The organism is Nonomuraea zeae, from assembly GCF_005889725.1.
In the GTDB taxonomy this organism is placed as follows: Bacteria; Actinomycetota; Actinomycetes; order Streptosporangiales; family Streptosporangiaceae; genus Nonomuraea; species Nonomuraea zeae.
The window spans coordinates 1-14,050 of the sequence record NZ_VCKX01000114.1 but is presented as its reverse complement, the minus strand read 5'-3'; the positions used below and the strand labels follow the sequence as shown (position 1 = coordinate 14,050).

Genomic DNA, 14,050 nt, shown 5'->3' with positions numbered 1-14,050 from the left:
TCTGCTGGTCCCACGTCATCCTGTCGGCGGGCCTCAACCACATGGCGTTCCATCGCGTTCCGGGTGGCTCGTCCGTCACCGCTTCGGGGGCGTGGTTCCAGGCAAGGATCTTGTCACTTTGTGGATACGAAGAGTTAAAGATCGAATGCGTAGGGTGATTGCCGGGAGTCGTGCCCGCGGCTCCGACCTCATGGCGAAAGGGCGGCTTATGGCCACTGATCTGCAGGCGCTCAAGATCGACCGGTCGTTCAGCTACATCGACGTCGACGGCAACGGCGTCATCACCCGCGACGACCTGCAGGGGCTCGGCGCCCGGTTGCTCGCCGGATTCGGTGCTTCGCCGGCCGGGCCGAAGGGCCGGCAGGTCGCCGACTCCTTCGACAGCCTGTGGGACACGCTCGCGGTCGCGGCCGACCTCGACCGCGACAGCCGCATCACTCCGGACGAATACCGTGCTTCGGTGATCGCCTCGTTCATCGACGGCGACCGGTTCGAGCCGGTCTTCCGCCCGGCGATCGAGGCGGTGCTCACGGTGGCCGACACCGACGGCGACGGACACATCCAGCCGCACGAGTTCCAGCTCGTGCACGAGGCGTTCGGCCGGTCCGAGGAGGACAGCAAGCACGCCTTCGCGGCGCTCGACCTCGACGGTGACGGCGTGCTGAGCTGTGACGAGCTGCTCCACGCCGCGCGCGACTACTACACTTCCGCCGATCCCAGCGCGATCGGCAACCTGCTGTTCGGCAGGCTCTCCGCCGCGTGAACGAGCCGGCCGATGCCCGGCCTCATCTGAGCGCCCTCCTGCAGCGGGTCCCGGCCCTGGTCGGCCGGTGCCGCATGCATCCGCGCACCGAAGCCGCCGGCCGGCAGGTGCTGCGCTGGGCCGAGCGGGCCGGGCTGGCCGACGACGCCGCGGTCCGGCGGCGGCTGCACGCCATCGGCGGGCACCGCATGGCCGGACGGGTCTTCACCGACTCCAGCGACGACAAGCTCGTGCTGTTCTCCCAATGGCTGACCTGGGTGACGCTGCTCGACGACCACTGGGACGAGCGATCCTGTCCCGCTTCGCGGGAGATCGACGACACCTACGGCCGGCTGCTGCACGTGGTCGACCACGATCGCGAGCCGGCGCAGGCCGGTCCCATGGAACGCGCCTTCGCCCAGCTCTGGCAGGTCTCATCGGCCGGGATGGGGCCCGCCTGGCGTGGCCGGTTCCGCGCTCATCTGGAGCTCAACCGCCGCAGCACCCACTGGGAGATCGGCATCCGGCGGACCGGGCGGTTCAGCCCGCTGGAGGAATATCCGGCACACCGCCGGATCGCCTCCGCCTCGTTCATCTTCGACGCCGGCGAGGCCGTCCTCGGCACCGAACTCCCCCCGGCCCTGATGAGCCTGCCGGCCTGGAGCGATCTCGCCGACGCCGCAAACGACGTCTCCACCTGGCTGAACGACGTGCTCACCCTGGACAAGGACGAGCACGAAGCCGATCTGTCCAACTACGTCCTGGCCGCCCGGCACCACCTCGCGCTGTCAACCTCGGCGGCCATCTCCTGGGTGATCGACCGCATCGCCGACCGGGCCGCGGACCTGCATCGGGCCGCATGCGCGCTGCCCGCCGTCTATCGCCGTCTGGACCTCTCGCACGGCGCCGCCCGGGCGGCCAGCAAGGTCGCCTGCGCCTATCTCGCCCTTCCGCACGCGAACGTGGAGTGGATCTGCGAGGCATCCCGTTACCGGTTGACGGGTGACCCGTCGCCGTCGCCCGTACCGCAGTAAGCGATCGGCTGTTCGCGGCGGGGCGCGTGTGCGCCGGGCTACGGCGGACCCGCCGCCCCTCTGCGCGACCCTTCGGTTCGCGTCAGGGGGTGAAGGCGCCGGCGTGCTCGACCGCCCATTGCGCGAAGGTGAGGCCGGGGCGGCCGAGGATGTTCTCGGTCTCCTTGGACACCAGGCCGGGCTGGAGGTAGGAGATGGCCTGCATCTTGAGGAAGCCGTCGATGATCGGCTCCGGGAGGCCGCCACGCGCCATGGCCGCCCGAGCGGCCTCGTGGGGGACCTCCTCGTAGTGCAGCGGACGGCCGATGGCCTTGCCGATCGCGTCGATCATGTCGGCTTGGGTGAGGACCTCGGGGCCGGTGAGGACCGGTTTGTGCCCGGCCAGATCGTCATGCAGCAGGGCGTGTGCGGCCACGGCCGCGATGTCGCGCTCGTGCAGCGGAGCCCATGCGGACTGTCCGTAGGCGCTGCGGACCACGTCGCCGTGGCGGATCTGCGCGGCCCACGACGTGATGGTGTTGGTGGCGAAGTAGCCGGGCCGGACCGCTGTCCACTGAAGGCCCGACTCCACGGTCGCGGCTTCCACCTCCTTGTTGTATTCGCCGCGTAGCCGGGACGGCTGCTGATCCAGCGGGTGGTCGACGTTCAGGGCCGACATGGCGACGGCCTTGGTCACCCCGTTGTCGCGGGCAAGCCGGAGCAGCTCGCCGGTGGACTCACGGATGAGGCCCGGATCGCGGCCCTGCCCCATGGCGCGCGGGTGGACGAACACGGCGTGCACGCCCTGCATGGCTGCGGCGAGGGTGGCGGGACGGGAGGGATCTCCCACCACGGCGTCCACGCCGTCGGGGAGGGTGGCGGCTGGATCGCGGGTGACGGCGCGGACGGACACGCCTTCGGCCAGGAGCAGCTCGACCAGGTGACGGCCGACCACGCCGGTTGCGCCCGTGACAAGAATCATGACCTTCTCCTTCTGCTGCCCAGCGAGTAGTATGAGTTCCGTAACATACGAGAAGCGTAGCATACGATTTGAGATGGATAAAATATGACTTCCGTAACAGATGGCGGCGGGCGCCAGCGGCGGCGGCTGACCAATGCGGTCAAGGAGGAGCTGCGCGACCTGAACATTCAGCTCTCCCAGCTCAACCGGCGGGTGGGAGCGAGCGTGAATCTCAAGGACGTCGACTGGGACTGCCTGGATCTGATCAACAGGACCGGCCCGCTCACCCCCAGCGCCCTGGCGGCCGAGGCCGGCCTGCATCCCGCCACGCTCACGGGAATCCTCGACCGCCTGCAGCGCGCCGGCTGGATCACGCGCGAGCGGACCCCGGACGCCGCCGACCGCCGGGCGGTCACCGTCCGCGCCAACCGTGACCGCAACGCCGAGCTCTTCAAGCTCTTCGCGCCGATGAACGAGCGCATGGACGTGCTGTGCGCCGACTACAGCGAGGCCGAGCTGGAGCTGCTCGCCGGTTTTCTCCGGCGGATCGTCGGCGCGGGGCGCGAGGCCACGAAAGAGCTCGCCGGAGAATGAGCCGGCATCGAGCGATCGTCCTCAGTGCCACCCTTTTACGGCCCGGCTCTCGGATCGAGGCCGGATTCTCGATCCGGGAGCGTCCGGGGGAGCGGAGCGTGACGTTCGGCGACATGGAACCGTTGACCGGAGTGCCACGCGACACGCAACGAACCAGCTCGCGACCTCCGATCGATCCACCTGCCCCGCTGGGGACGGGCGGCTATGTCCAGGTCGACGGAGCTGGTGCTGGGCTGGCGCTCAGGTGCGGACGGGTTGCGGCGACGGGTCGCCGGTGAGGGTGGCGGTCACGGCGTCGATCAGGTGCTCCTCGACGTCGCCGGCGCGCATGCCCCGGTCGGCTGTCAGCTGCTCCCAGACGGAGACCGAGGTCATCGCCCACGCCAGGTTGGCGGCGACGTCCGCGGCAAGACCGGGCCGCAACCGTCCGGCGGCTTCCAGGCGGCGGGCGGCGGCGAGGAACCCCCTGTGGAGCTCGTCCATCCGATCTTTCCAGGCCGCGGCGGCGTCGGCGTCGTCGCGGCGGGAGGCCAGCAGCACCGAGGCCACCGGGTGGATCGTCGCCGCGTAGCGCAGCCAGACGCGCAGGAAGGCGCGGAACGCCTCGAGGGGTTCCTCCCCTGTCAGCGCCTTCTCGCAGCGCGTGCGGATCCCGTCCTGCTCGTCCATATCCCGTACGACGGTCACGAGCAGGCTGGCCCGGGAGCCGAAGTGGAGGTAGAGCGCCTGCCGGGAGATCCCTGCCGCGCGGGCCACGTCGGCCATCGAGACTCGCGGGCCCTGCTCGATGATGAGCCGCCGGGCGGTCTCCAGGATGCGCGATCGCGTGCTTGACACGTGTCAAGCATAGCTCTAGCTTGACACGTGTCAAGCACTAAGGCTCCCGAGGAGGCACCCGATGGACACCACCCGCCCGGCGGCCGTCGCCGCGCTCACCGCGATGGGCGCGGTCAGTGCCGGCGACCGGGACGCCTGGCTCGCCTGCTACGCGCCGGACGCCGTGCTCCATGACCCGGTCGGCGGCTCCCCGCTGGATCCCCACGGCGCCGGTCTGCGGGGGAGGGCCGCCCTAGAACGGTTCTGGGAGCTCACCGTCGCCCCCAACGAGGTGCGTTTCGAGGTCGCCGCGGTGCACCCCGCCGGTGACGAGGCCGCGGTCGTCGCCTCGGTCTCCATCCGCTTCCCCACCGGCGCCTCCGCTTGCTACGACGGCGTCTTCGTTTACCGGATCGAGGACGGGCGGATCTCCTCGCTGCGCGCTTACTGGGACCTGGGCCGCGTCCTGTCCGCGCTCGGCGCCTGACCGGTGGCGATCACATCGCGGAGCAGGCCAGGCCGCAGCTCACCCCTCCAGTGCGATCTTGACAGCGGAGTGGGACAAGGCGACCTCAACCGAGGCACGCGACTTCGTGTGGCCCGCAGCGACAGGCGCGGGCCGCACGCCCACCACAATCCGCTGGCGCCCTATCGCCGAGGGCAGGCTGCGCTACCACCCCAAGGTCCCCCGGCGGATGCCATGCGGTCTGGTAGAGATCACAGCTCAGCGTGTCGGCGCTCACGGGCGTGAGGTTGAGATCGAACACCTTCACCCGCACCTGCCCCGCGTGCTGAAGGAGGCCCCATGACTGCCGCGGGTTCAGCTGTGGTGCTGGAGGTATTGAAGCCACTCACGCACCAAGGCGCGCTCCCGGTCGGTCACGCCTGCCCTGTTCGATTGCTGCGCACGTTTGACATCTGCCTCCATGTAGCGGCATATCGACGGCACTCGCCACAGGTCGGGCACCGGCACGCCCAAGAGGAACTCGCGATCCGGACCGAACAACCCATGCTCTGCGGCCAGGGCGAACCAACCCGCGTCGGCCTGCTCCACCAAGCCTGGCGTCTCCTCATCCACCCAGCCGTCCACCCAAGCGTCCCGCCGACCATCCGCTGGCCCCGCACGTCGCCAGCAGCCCCACCGCCGTCAACGGTGGTGTGCCCGCCGGCACCTCGCCGGGCAGCAACTGCAGGCCGGCAGCGCGCAGCAGCTTCGCGACCCTCTGTTCATACACGGCTGTCGCCCTTCATCCGCACAGGATCGATTCCCGACGATTCGAGATCATCTCGCATCCGTCCAGCGCCGTCCTCGTTCAGTCCGGAAAAGATCACATGTCACACTCCTGGCGTTGAGGCTCTCTCAGGAGGCGAGCAGGTGCCGGCGCGTCATGCCGCCACCCAGACGATTCCTTGGAGCTCTCATGTCCACCGCCTATGTCGCCACCGCCCTGGTGACGATCGCCGCCAACGCCTTCTCCGCCGTCGCGGCCATGACCCGCCTCAAGCCGATCATGCGGACGCTGGGCCCGGCGCTCCACAGAGCCGGCGTACCGGAGTCGTGGCTGGTCTTCCCCATCGGCGCGCTGAAGGCCGCGGGCGCTCTCGGCCTGGCGCTCGGCCTCCTCGGCCTGCCCCTGATCGGTACGGCCGCGGCGGCCGGGCTCAGCGTCTACTTCGTGTGCGCCCTCTACACCCACCTGCGCGTCTACGACTTCTCGCCCCAGTTCTACCTGGCGATCGTCTTCCTCGGCCTGGCCGTGGCCACCCTGTCCCTCGACCCCACGCTGGTGCTGAACGTCGCGAGGTAACGGGGACCCGGCGGGGCTCGCCCGCCGAGCTCGGCGTCGGGCTAGGCAGTGAAATCCTGGACCAGCTTGATGAACTCGCCGGGGCGTTCGGTCCGGGAGACATGGCCGGTGTCCAGCTCGGCGTAGGAGCTGCCGGGGATGGCGGCGTGGATCTCGCGGGCGCTCTCCACCGGGATGAGCGCGTCGTGGGTGGCGCCGACGACCAGCGTGGGTGTCTGGATCCGGGGCAGCAGGTGGCGGATCTCGATCCGGCGGACGAGGTCGATCTGGCGCAGGCGGTCGGGAGACGGCTGGAGGAATGCCGCCTGTTTCGCCAGGTCCTCCGGGCTGAGCGAGTTGAGGTAGTGGCGGCTGAAGCCCATCATCATGGCGAAGCGGGCGAAGCCGTCCGGATGCTCCGCCAGGTCCAGCCAGACCGCTGTCAGGGTGCGCAGGTAGGCGTCCTCGGCGTGGGCCGGACCGGACACCGGGATCAGGCGGCGGACCAGATCGGGCCGGGTGGCCGCCAGCGACAGCGCGACCACCGCGCCCAGCGAGAAGCCGACCAGGTCCACCGGCGCCTTCCCGGAGTCCTCGATGACGGCGGCCAGCTGCTCGGTCAGGAGCTCGACGGTCAGCGGGCCGCCGTCGTCCTCGGCCAGGTCGCTGCCGCCGACGTCGGGCAGGATCACGGTGTTGCGGGCGGCGAGACGTTCCGCCATGCCGTCCCAGGTCATCGAGCCGGGGCCGGTGCCGTGCAGGAGCAGCAACCCCGGGCCGTCGCCGAGCGTCCGGTAGGCGATGCGGGTTCCGGAGACGTTCAGGTGATGGGTCATGGCGACCACGGTGCCAACCCTGGCGCGAAAGGGGGAGCGGACCGGATTCCCTAGGACAAGCAGTCCTAGAGTGTGACATTTCATCGTGCTGCGGGATGGGGTGATGGATCGCCATGAGCTGGGCAGGCCCGCAGCCGAGGCGGTCGAGCGGCTCGGCAACTGGTGAAAAGCCTTTGAGACGCCTGTGGCGCGCTGGCTAATCTGCCGTCCATGATCTCACTCGCGCGGCACCGCCTGACCCCTGCCGAAGCCGGCCCGGCGCTGCGCGCGCTGTGCGAGTGGACGCCGGCCGATGCACCGGGCGGCGGCCTCCATCCCGGGGACGTGGGGTGGTATCTGCGGTTCGACGACGCGGCCGTTTTCCTCTGGAGTGACGGTGCGCTGCCGGTGGCGGCCGGCTTCCTCGACGGTCCCGTGCTGCGCGTGACCGCCGCGCCCGGCGCCGATCTCGGGGCGCTCGCGGCCGATGCCGAAGAGCTGCTCCAGCCCGGCAACGACTGGTCCGACGGTCTGCCCGTGCCCGGGTGGGAGCACGAGCAGAAGGAGTCCTGGCTCGTCATGTCGTGGACCCCGCGACCGGTGTCGAGCCGCGCCGAGCCGGTCGGGGAGGCCGACGTGGCCGACCGGGTGCTGGTGCAGCGGTCCGCCTTCGCGGGATCCACGTTCACCGTCGAGCGCTGGCGCACGATGCAGCGGTCGCCGGCGGGCGGGATGGCGGTGGAGGCGCTCGTACGCACGCCCGAAGGGGAGCCCGCGGCCGCCGCGACCGGATGGTTCGCGGGCACGGGCAGGTGCGGGCTGCTCGAACCGGTCGGCGCCCATCCGGACCATCGCGGGCACGGCTACGGCCGCGATGCCGTGCTGGGCGTCTGCGCGGCACTCGCCCAGCGGGGCGCGAGCGCGGTCTCCGTTGTGACACGGTCCGAAAACGACGCCGCGGTGGCGCTCTATCGATCGGCCGGGTTCACCGTCGTACGCGAGAATCGCGATTGGGCCCGCCCTCGACGGGCTTGACCGGCGTACCCACCTGAAGCCGCCGCCGCCGGCGTTCGAGGAAGCCGCTCACCGCCATCAGGCACTCACTCCAGGTCCGGTACGTGGACCCGCAGTGCCGGGGCCGGGCTTGGCCGGGGACGCTCGGGCGTGGCGGGCAGCCACGCCAGAGCCAGGAGGAGGCCGAGGAGTCCGAGGCCGCCGCCGGTCACCAGGACGAGGTCCAGTCCATGGACGAAGGCGGAGCGGACCGTGCCCTCCAGGGCTGCGAAGCCGGCGGATCGTGCGGCGGCCAGCCCGGCGAAGACGCTTTCGCGGGCCTGCTCCGGCACCGCGGCACGATAGGCGGACGTCAGGATCGAGCCCAGCACCGCTGCGCCGAAGCTGCCGCCCAGGGTGCGGATGGACTGGTTCACCGCGGCGCCGACGCCGGCGTTGCCGGGCGACAGCGCGCCCAGCGCCGCGTCCATGACCGTGGGCAGGACGCAGCCGAGCCCGAGGCCGTACATGGCGGTCCACCCGGCCGCCAGCGCGGTGCCGCTGCCCGTACCGGTGGTGGCCCCCCAGAACAGGCCCCCGGCGAGCAGGGCGAACCCCAGCCCGGCCGCCAGCTTGGGCCCGATCAACCGGCTCAGCCTGCCTGCCGCCGACATCCCGATGAGCATCCCGGCGATGAGCGGCAGCAGCCGCAAGCTGCTGCCCATCGCGTCCGTCCCCAGGTTCGCCTGGAAATACTGCGGCAGCGCGAACAGCACGCCGAACATGGTGAAGTTGACGAGCGTGGCCAGCGCGATGCCGACGGTGAAGCGCGCATTGGCGAACAGCGAAAGGTCCACCAACGGCGCGCCGGCCCGGCGCTCCCAGAGGACGAACAGCGCCAGCGCGGCCATCCCGCCGAGGACCGGCCCGAGCACGGCGGCGTCGGTCCAGCCTCGTTCGCCGATTTCGATGAGACCGTAGGTCAGGCCCGTCACCGCCGCGCTCGACAGCACCACGCCGGCCGCGTCGATACGCCTGCCGCGCTCCCGCCGCGATTCGGGCAGCCAGGCGGCGACCGCGAGGAACGCCAGGACGACCACGGGGATGTTGATCAGGAAGACCGAGCCCCACCAGAAGTGGTTCAGCAGCCAGCCGCCCAGGATCGGGCCGATGGGAAAGGCCAGCAGGGAGGCGCCCGCCAGCGTTCCGATCGCCTTCGGCCGCTCCTCGGCGGTGAACATCGTCGGGATCAGCGCCAGCATGGTGGGCATGATGAGCGCCGCTCCGAGGCCCAGCAGGGCGCGCGCCGCGATGAAGATCCCGCTCGAGGGGGCGTAGGCGGCGAGCAGCGAGCTGACGCCGAAGACGACCAGCGCGGCCAGCAGCGTCTTCCTGCGGCCCAGGCGGTCGCCCAGCATCCCCGCCGGGATCATGCCGGCGGCCAGGACCAGCGTGTAGACGGTGACGAACCATTGCAGCTGGGCGTTGTCGGCGTGCAGGTCCTCGGCCATGCTCGGCAGCGCCAGGTTCAGGATGGTCACGTCGAAGCCCACGGCCAGCGACGTGAGCACGAGCGCGATGAGCGCCCACCATCTGCGTGAGTCGGGTTGGTGCGACATGGCGGGGGCCTACTTCGCGGCGTTCATGACGAGCTTGTCGAACTCGCGGTCCGGCAGCGTCCTGTTGAGCTCCAGGAGCTGGTCGGCCGTCCAGCCGACCGCGTAGCGCGTCTCAGGCTTGCCGGCTTCGACGGCCTGCCGGATGGCGGTGGCGACGACGCCGGGGTCGCTGCCCTGGCTGTTCTCGCCGAGCTGCGTCTCGGCGCGCCGGGCCATGGCCTCGGCCATCTTCCCGTACGCGGTCGCGCCGGAGATCTCACGGAGGTCCTGCGCCGTGCGGTCTTCGAACTCGGTCTTGATGATGCCCGGCTGGATGATCACGACGTCGATGCCGAACGGCTCCACCTCCATGCGCAGGCTGTCGGAGTAGGCCTCCAGCGCGTGCTTGGTCGCGTAGTACCAGCAGCCGAGCGGGAGCGCGATCTCGCCTCCGATGGAGGAGACGTTGACGATCGTGCCGGACCCCTGCTCGCGCATGTACGGCAGGACGAGCTGGGTCAGCCGGGCCGGCGCGAAGACGTTGACCTCGAACTGGTCGCGCGCCAGGTCGATGGGGATGTCCTCGGCTGCGCCGTGCAGGACGGTGCCGGCGTTGTTGACCAGTACGTCGATGCGGCCCTGCTCCTCGATGACAGCGGCGACCACGCGTTCCAGGTCTTCCGGCCGGCGCGCGTCCAGCGCCAGGGCGTGTCCACCGGCGGCGCGGATGTCGTCCATCTTCGGCACGCGCCGCGCGGCGCCGTAGACGATGTGGCCGGCGCGGATGAGCTCGAGCGCGGTGGCCTTGCCGATGCCGGCGGAGGCGCCCGTGACGAGAACGACCTTTTCCATGATGAATCTCCTCTTCGGTCGGGGTAAACGCTAGGCTTGCGTTCCGAGACGAGACAACTCGCACAATTTATCTGCGCAGGTAGAAGGCCATATGTTGGTGCAACAAGCTTGTTGCTGAGTGCAACATGGTTGCCGGCGCCGCGTTCGATCGGGAGAGGACGACATGCCAGGAGACCGGTTGACGGCCGAGGATCGCCGCCGCATCGCCGAAGGGCTGGCGGCCGGCCTGGCCTACGCGGAGATCGCCCGCCGGCTGGGACGGTCCAGGTCCACCGTCACCCGCGAGATCGCCAGGAACGGCGGCCCGCACGGCTACCGGGCGGCCCGCGCGCAGCATGCGACGAGCTGGCGCGCCCGCCGCCGCAAGCGCGCTCCCCACGCCGACGTTCCGCACATCACCGGCGACCGTGCCGCCGGCACGGCCCGGGAGTTCGAAGAACAGTTCATCGCCATGATGATCGAGGGCGGGATGGCACCCATGACCGCCAGGGTGTTCGCCGCGCTCTTCCTCAGCGAGGGCGGCAGCCTGACCGCCACGGAGCTCGTCCGGCAACTCCACGTCAGCCCGGCGACGATCTCCAATGCCACCAAGTGGCTGGAGCAGAGAGGGATGATCGCCAGGGAGCGCGAGGCGCGCCGGGTACGCTACTTGGTCGACGTCGATGTCTGGTACCGCACCTGGGCGGCCAGCGCCAGGTCGATAGCGCTGTGGGCCGACACCGCACGGCACGGCGCCACGATCTTCGGCACGGACACGCCCACCGGCGACCGGCTCCGCACCACCAGCCAGTTCTTCGCGCTCCTCGGCCACGACATGGGCCAGGCGGCCGAGCACTGGCGCCAGGTCCTGTCCATGCGACGCCAGTGATGGTGAAGGTGAGCTCATCGGCGAGCAGCGCGAAGTGCCGCACCTGGTGGCACGCCCGACGAAGGCGACGCAGCGCGGGCGGCAGGTCGGCCTGCCAGTTCAAGGACGCCTGTCACCCAGCTGGGGTGCCCGGTCGAGCTCGTCGCGAGCAGCGTCTCCACACGGATGACCGCGCTCATCGCGGCACGTGCGTGCGGGATCAGCGGTCACCGTCTCCAGAACAGCAGGTGAGTGACTCCGCTGGGGCTCGGGACCGTGTCCAGGTGGAAGCGGTCGAGCAGGTCGGTGTGGCTCTCCCACAGTCGTTCGCCTCGGCCGAGCTCGACGGGCGCGACCGCGATGTGCATCGTGTCCACCAGGCCGGCCTCGATGAACTCGCGGACGGTCGCGACTCCGCCGCCGAGGCGCACGTCCCGGCCGCCGGCGGCCTGCTTCGCGCGTGCCAGCGCCTCGGCCGGTGTCGCGTCGAGGAAATGGAAGGTCGTGTCGGCCAGGGTGAAGGACGGCCGCTCGTGGTGGGTGAGCACGAAGACCGGGGTGTGGAACGGCGGGGTGTCTCCCCACCAGCCCTGCCACTCGTGGTTCTCCCAGGGGCCACGCTGCGGGCCGAACTTGTTGCGTCCCATGATCTCCGCTCCAATGTTGCGGGTGTGGTCACGGGTCAGGTAGTCGTCCAGGCCACGGGTGCCGCCGGGGTCGGTGCGGTTCACCCAGCTGGCGGTGGCGCCCGCCCAGGACCAAAGGGGTGCGGGGTCCGCGTGGCCGAAGGGCCGCTCCAGGCTCTGCCCCTCACCGGCGCCGAACCCGTCCTGCGACACGTTGAAGCACTGCACCCTCAACAACTGCGACGACATGCGTCCTCCTCTGGGAGCTGACGACGGAACGCCCAGGCCGGGCGCCCCTTCCGAGAGGTAGTCGGAGCAGCGGGGAGATTTTTGCGCTGCCCGGACGCGCCAGGGCGCCTTTGGGTGAGCGGAGCCTAACGCGGCACTTTCCCGCGCCGTACGATGATCGCCGCACCCAAGGCGAGGGCCGCATACCCGCAGGTCACTCCCAAACCCGCCCAGGGCGGGAGCGGGTAATACCCTCCGAGCAACGACATCACCACGTCCACATGCGCGAACGTCGGGACGCTCTGCGTGATCGCGAACCCGGCGGCAGGAGTGACCATCAGCAGCCACGGCGCCAGGCCCGCGGTCGCCAGCACGTAGGGCACGACGACCAGCGCGATGGCCAGCCCGGCGGCGACGACGGCCCGCTCGACCAGCGCGGCCAGGCCCAGAGCCAGTACGGCGGCGGCCGCGGTCAGCGCCGCGTAGCCGACGATCACCCGCAGCTCGGTGCCCAGGGTGATCGGCTGGATCGGGTTCTGATTGGCCCGCAACATCGCCAGCCCGACCGGGACCACGACCCCCGCGGCGACCAGCCCCGCCACGAACGCGACCGCGCCGACCACCACGGCCTTGGCCGCCAGCAGCCGCCCCGGATGCGGCTCGGCCGGCAGACCCGGCCCGGTCAGCCCGCCCCGGCGCTCCGACGTGAAGAACGAGACCGCCACCACGAGCACCAGGATCAGCCCCATGACCCCGCCGATCAGCATGAGGTCGGCACGCAGACCGCCGTCCACCGTGGCGGGCCCGATGTCGCCGCCCCCGGTCACGAGCAGCCTGCCGCCGGACTCGACGACCCCGCCCGGGTGATGCGGGCTCTTGCCGTCGGGCCCCAACGAGACGCCGACGTCGTCACGCTGCCACGGACCGTTCGCGCCCTCCAGAGTGATCTGGTCGAAGGTGGCGGTGGCCTGGGCGAAGGCTTCGGCCATCTCCCACAGCGCGCCCGGCGAGGTGGCGAACAGCCCGATCTCGGCCGTCTCTGGCAGCCCGGTCAGCCTGACCGTGCTGACCTCGGTCCAGATCTCGCCGTCCCGTGACTCGTAGCCGGTGAGCGTGCCGCCCGACCTGGTCAGCCGCAGCCACACGGGCCCCCGCACTGGACCGCCGGCCACGTCGTGGACGAAGTTGTGCTGCATCCGCACGCCGTGGCCGCCGGTGATCATGACGGCGGCGTACGGCGTGCCTCGCGCGAGGCTCTGCCTGACCAGGAGCCCGGCCTTCGCCCACGGCACCACCCCCTCCTTGACGTTGCGCACCCCGGGTACGACGTCCGGCTGCCGCATCTCCCCGGTCATGTCCGACACCCGGGCGGTGATGCTGCCGTTCCCCTTGAGCGGCTGGTGCACGAAGTAGTACCGGTCGGAGACCGCCGTGCCGTCAGGGCCCACCAACGGCGCGGGGCAGGGGCCCTCGCCCTTGTGGGTCACGCACGTGCTGCGGGCGCCCCCGGCGACCAGCAGCCCGAGCGACACGGTGACCAGCACGGAGGCCGCCATGACGAGCAGCCGGCCCCGCACGGCGCGGAAGCCGGCCCACTCCGCGCGCAGCAGCCGGGAGAAAGGCGTGAATGAACTCATGCCGATGGTTGTAGACGGCACCCGGTTCCGGCCCGGTCGCACCGGCTGCGACCCGGCTGGAACCTGGGATCTGGCATCGTTGCGGGCATGGCACCTCGACCAGGCCACCGCTTCGGCCGCCCCGCCCGCACGACGACCGGCGGTGCGGGGCGGTGAGGGTCCTCGTCGTCGAGGACTTCGAGATCCTCGCCCGCTCCATCGGAACCGGGCTGCGCCGCGAGGGCATGGCCGTCGACGTCGTCCTGGACGGAACCGCCGCCCTCGACCGCCTGGCCGCCACCCGCTACGACGTGGTGATCCTCGACCGCGACCTGCCGGGCGTCCACGGGGACGAGATCTGCCGGCGGCTGGCCCACGGCCGCTGCCAGACCCGCGTACTGATGCTCACCGCCTCCGGCACGATCGAGGACCGCGTCGACGGGCTCAGCCTCGGCGCCGACGACTACCTGCCCAAGCCGTTCGCGTTCGCCGAGCTGGTCGCCCGCGTCCGGGCCCTGGCCCGCCGGGCCACCCCGCCGCTCCTGTCCCTTATACACATCTC

Annotated in this window: 16 protein-coding genes and 1 pseudogene; 9 read left to right on the top strand and 8 right to left on the bottom strand. The window is 70.8% G+C overall.

The genetic code is table 11. From position 1 onward, the window contains the following. Positions 1-208: 208 nt before the first annotated feature. Positions 209-763 carry an EF-hand domain-containing protein gene (locus ETD85_RS31470; protein WP_138693440.1) on the top strand — a complete coding sequence of 185 codons (555 nt, stop codon included), beginning with the start codon at positions 209-211 and terminating at the stop codon, positions 761-763. Then, the gene (locus tag ETD85_RS31465) at positions 760-1,776 is read left to right on the top strand and encodes a terpene synthase family protein (RefSeq protein WP_138693439.1); all 1,017 of its coding nucleotides are present in this window, start codon (positions 760-762) and stop codon (positions 1,774-1,776) included. Before ETD85_RS31470 ends, ETD85_RS31465 begins: the two co-directional genes overlap by 4 nt. An 82-nt stretch (positions 1,777-1,858) precedes the next feature. On the opposite strand, the gene ETD85_RS31460 is transcribed toward ETD85_RS31465, so the two are convergent. Continuing rightward, on the bottom strand, positions 1,859-2,737 hold the full coding sequence (locus tag ETD85_RS31460; protein ID WP_138693438.1) for an SDR family oxidoreductase: 879 nt from the start codon (positions 2,735-2,737) through the stop codon (positions 1,859-1,861). Positions 2,738-2,821: 84 nt separating this feature from the next. Between ETD85_RS31460 and ETD85_RS31455 the strand changes: the two genes are divergently transcribed. Further along, on the top strand, positions 2,822-3,310 hold the full coding sequence (locus ETD85_RS31455; protein WP_138693437.1) for a MarR family winged helix-turn-helix transcriptional regulator: 489 nt from the start codon (positions 2,822-2,824) through the stop codon (positions 3,308-3,310). A 240-nt stretch (positions 3,311-3,550) separates the two neighbouring features. Here ETD85_RS31455 and ETD85_RS31450 read toward each other — a convergent pair whose 3' ends face one another. Continuing rightward, complete coding sequence (locus tag ETD85_RS31450) at positions 3,551-4,147, bottom strand: TetR/AcrR family transcriptional regulator (protein ID WP_138693436.1); 597 nt, start codon at positions 4,145-4,147, stop codon at positions 3,551-3,553. Positions 4,148-4,208: 61 nt separating this feature from the next. On the opposite strand from ETD85_RS31450, the gene ETD85_RS31445 reads away from it, so the two are divergent. Next, on the top strand, positions 4,209-4,613 hold the full coding sequence (locus ETD85_RS31445) for a nuclear transport factor 2 family protein (protein ID WP_138693435.1): 405 nt from the start codon (positions 4,209-4,211) through the stop codon (positions 4,611-4,613). Between the two features lie 333 nt (positions 4,614-4,946). Here the strand turns inward: ETD85_RS31445 and ETD85_RS31440 are convergent, their stop codons facing one another. After that, positions 4,947-5,216, bottom strand: coding sequence for a hypothetical protein (locus ETD85_RS31440; protein WP_138693434.1), 270 nt, complete (start codon positions 5,214-5,216; stop codon positions 4,947-4,949). Between the two features lie 331 nt (positions 5,217-5,547). Between ETD85_RS31440 and ETD85_RS31435 the strand changes: the two genes are divergently transcribed. Next, positions 5,548-5,934 carry a DoxX family protein gene (locus ETD85_RS31435; protein WP_138693433.1) on the top strand — a complete coding sequence of 129 codons (387 nt, stop codon included), beginning with the start codon at positions 5,548-5,550 and terminating at the stop codon, positions 5,932-5,934. A gap of 41 nt (positions 5,935-5,975) precedes the next feature. On the opposite strand, the gene ETD85_RS31430 is transcribed toward ETD85_RS31435, so the two are convergent. Then, complete coding sequence (locus ETD85_RS31430; protein ID WP_138693432.1) at positions 5,976-6,749, bottom strand: alpha/beta fold hydrolase; 774 nt, start codon at positions 6,747-6,749, stop codon at positions 5,976-5,978. Between the two features lie 210 nt (positions 6,750-6,959). On the opposite strand from ETD85_RS31430, the gene ETD85_RS31425 reads away from it, so the two are divergent. Further along, positions 6,960-7,763, top strand: coding sequence for a GNAT family N-acetyltransferase (locus ETD85_RS31425; RefSeq protein WP_138693431.1), 804 nt, complete (start codon positions 6,960-6,962; stop codon positions 7,761-7,763). 65 nt (positions 7,764-7,828) lie between these two features. On the opposite strand, the gene ETD85_RS31420 is transcribed toward ETD85_RS31425, so the two are convergent. Beyond that, positions 7,829-9,340 carry a DHA2 family efflux MFS transporter permease subunit gene (locus tag ETD85_RS31420; RefSeq protein ID WP_206058782.1) on the bottom strand — a complete coding sequence of 504 codons (1,512 nt, stop codon included), beginning with the start codon at positions 9,338-9,340 and terminating at the stop codon, positions 7,829-7,831. A 9-nt stretch (positions 9,341-9,349) separates the two neighbouring features. Next, the gene (locus ETD85_RS31415) at positions 9,350-10,171 is read right to left on the bottom strand and encodes an oxidoreductase (protein WP_138693430.1); all 822 of its coding nucleotides are present in this window, start codon (positions 10,169-10,171) and stop codon (positions 9,350-9,352) included. Positions 10,172-10,334: 163 nt separating this feature from the next. Between ETD85_RS31415 and ETD85_RS67580 the strand changes: the two are divergent. Further along, positions 10,335-10,469 (top strand): annotated as a pseudogene (locus ETD85_RS67580) (helix-turn-helix domain-containing protein); the annotation flags it as partial. A 153-nt stretch (positions 10,470-10,622) separates the two neighbouring features. After that, positions 10,623-11,039: a MarR family transcriptional regulator gene (locus tag ETD85_RS67575; protein ID WP_420847258.1), complete on the top strand. Its 417-nt coding sequence runs from the start codon at positions 10,623-10,625 to the stop codon at positions 11,037-11,039. Between the two features lie 206 nt (positions 11,040-11,245). On the opposite strand, the gene ETD85_RS31405 is transcribed toward ETD85_RS67575, so the two are convergent. After that, positions 11,246-11,893 (bottom strand): dihydrofolate reductase family protein, encoded by a 648-nt coding sequence (locus ETD85_RS31405; RefSeq protein ID WP_138693428.1) that lies wholly within the window; start codon positions 11,891-11,893, stop codon positions 11,246-11,248. A 125-nt stretch (positions 11,894-12,018) separates the two neighbouring features. Next, the gene (locus tag ETD85_RS31400; RefSeq protein WP_138693427.1) at positions 12,019-13,509 is read right to left on the bottom strand and encodes a DUF1349 domain-containing protein; all 1,491 of its coding nucleotides are present in this window, start codon (positions 13,507-13,509) and stop codon (positions 12,019-12,021) included. Between the two features lie 152 nt (positions 13,510-13,661). Here ETD85_RS31400 and ETD85_RS31395 point away from each other — a divergent pair. Next, the coding region (locus ETD85_RS31395) for a response regulator (RefSeq protein ID WP_138693426.1) at positions 13,662-14,050 on the top strand (389 nt) is incomplete at its 3' end.

Coding starts and splice junctions, on each gene's coding strand:
- ETD85_RS31470 (WP_138693440.1), top strand. CDS start 209: ATGGCCACTGATCTGCAGGCGCTCAAGATCGACCGGTCGTTCAGCTAC.
- ETD85_RS31460 (WP_138693438.1), bottom strand. CDS start 2,737: ATGATTCTTGTCACGGGCGCAACCGGCGTGGTCGGCCGTCACCTGGTC.
- ETD85_RS31455 (WP_138693437.1), top strand. CDS start 2,822: ATGACTTCCGTAACAGATGGCGGCGGGCGCCAGCGGCGGCGGCTGACC.
- ETD85_RS31445 (WP_138693435.1), top strand. CDS start 4,209: ATGGACACCACCCGCCCGGCGGCCGTCGCCGCGCTCACCGCGATGGGC.
- ETD85_RS31435 (WP_138693433.1), top strand. CDS start 5,548: ATGTCCACCGCCTATGTCGCCACCGCCCTGGTGACGATCGCCGCCAAC.
- ETD85_RS31430 (WP_138693432.1), bottom strand. CDS start 6,749: ATGACCCATCACCTGAACGTCTCCGGAACCCGCATCGCCTACCGGACG.
- ETD85_RS31425 (WP_138693431.1), top strand. CDS start 6,960: ATGATCTCACTCGCGCGGCACCGCCTGACCCCTGCCGAAGCCGGCCCG.
- ETD85_RS31420 (WP_206058782.1), bottom strand. CDS start 9,340: ATGTCGCACCAACCCGACTCACGCAGATGGTGGGCGCTCATCGCGCTC.
- ETD85_RS31415 (WP_138693430.1), bottom strand. CDS start 10,171: ATGGAAAAGGTCGTTCTCGTCACGGGCGCCTCCGCCGGCATCGGCAAG.
- ETD85_RS67575 (WP_420847258.1), top strand. CDS start 10,623: ATGATGATCGAGGGCGGGATGGCACCCATGACCGCCAGGGTGTTCGCC.
- ETD85_RS31405 (WP_138693428.1), bottom strand. CDS start 11,893: ATGTCGTCGCAGTTGTTGAGGGTGCAGTGCTTCAACGTGTCGCAGGAC.
- ETD85_RS31400 (WP_138693427.1), bottom strand. CDS start 13,509: ATGAGTTCATTCACGCCTTTCTCCCGGCTGCTGCGCGCGGAGTGGGCC.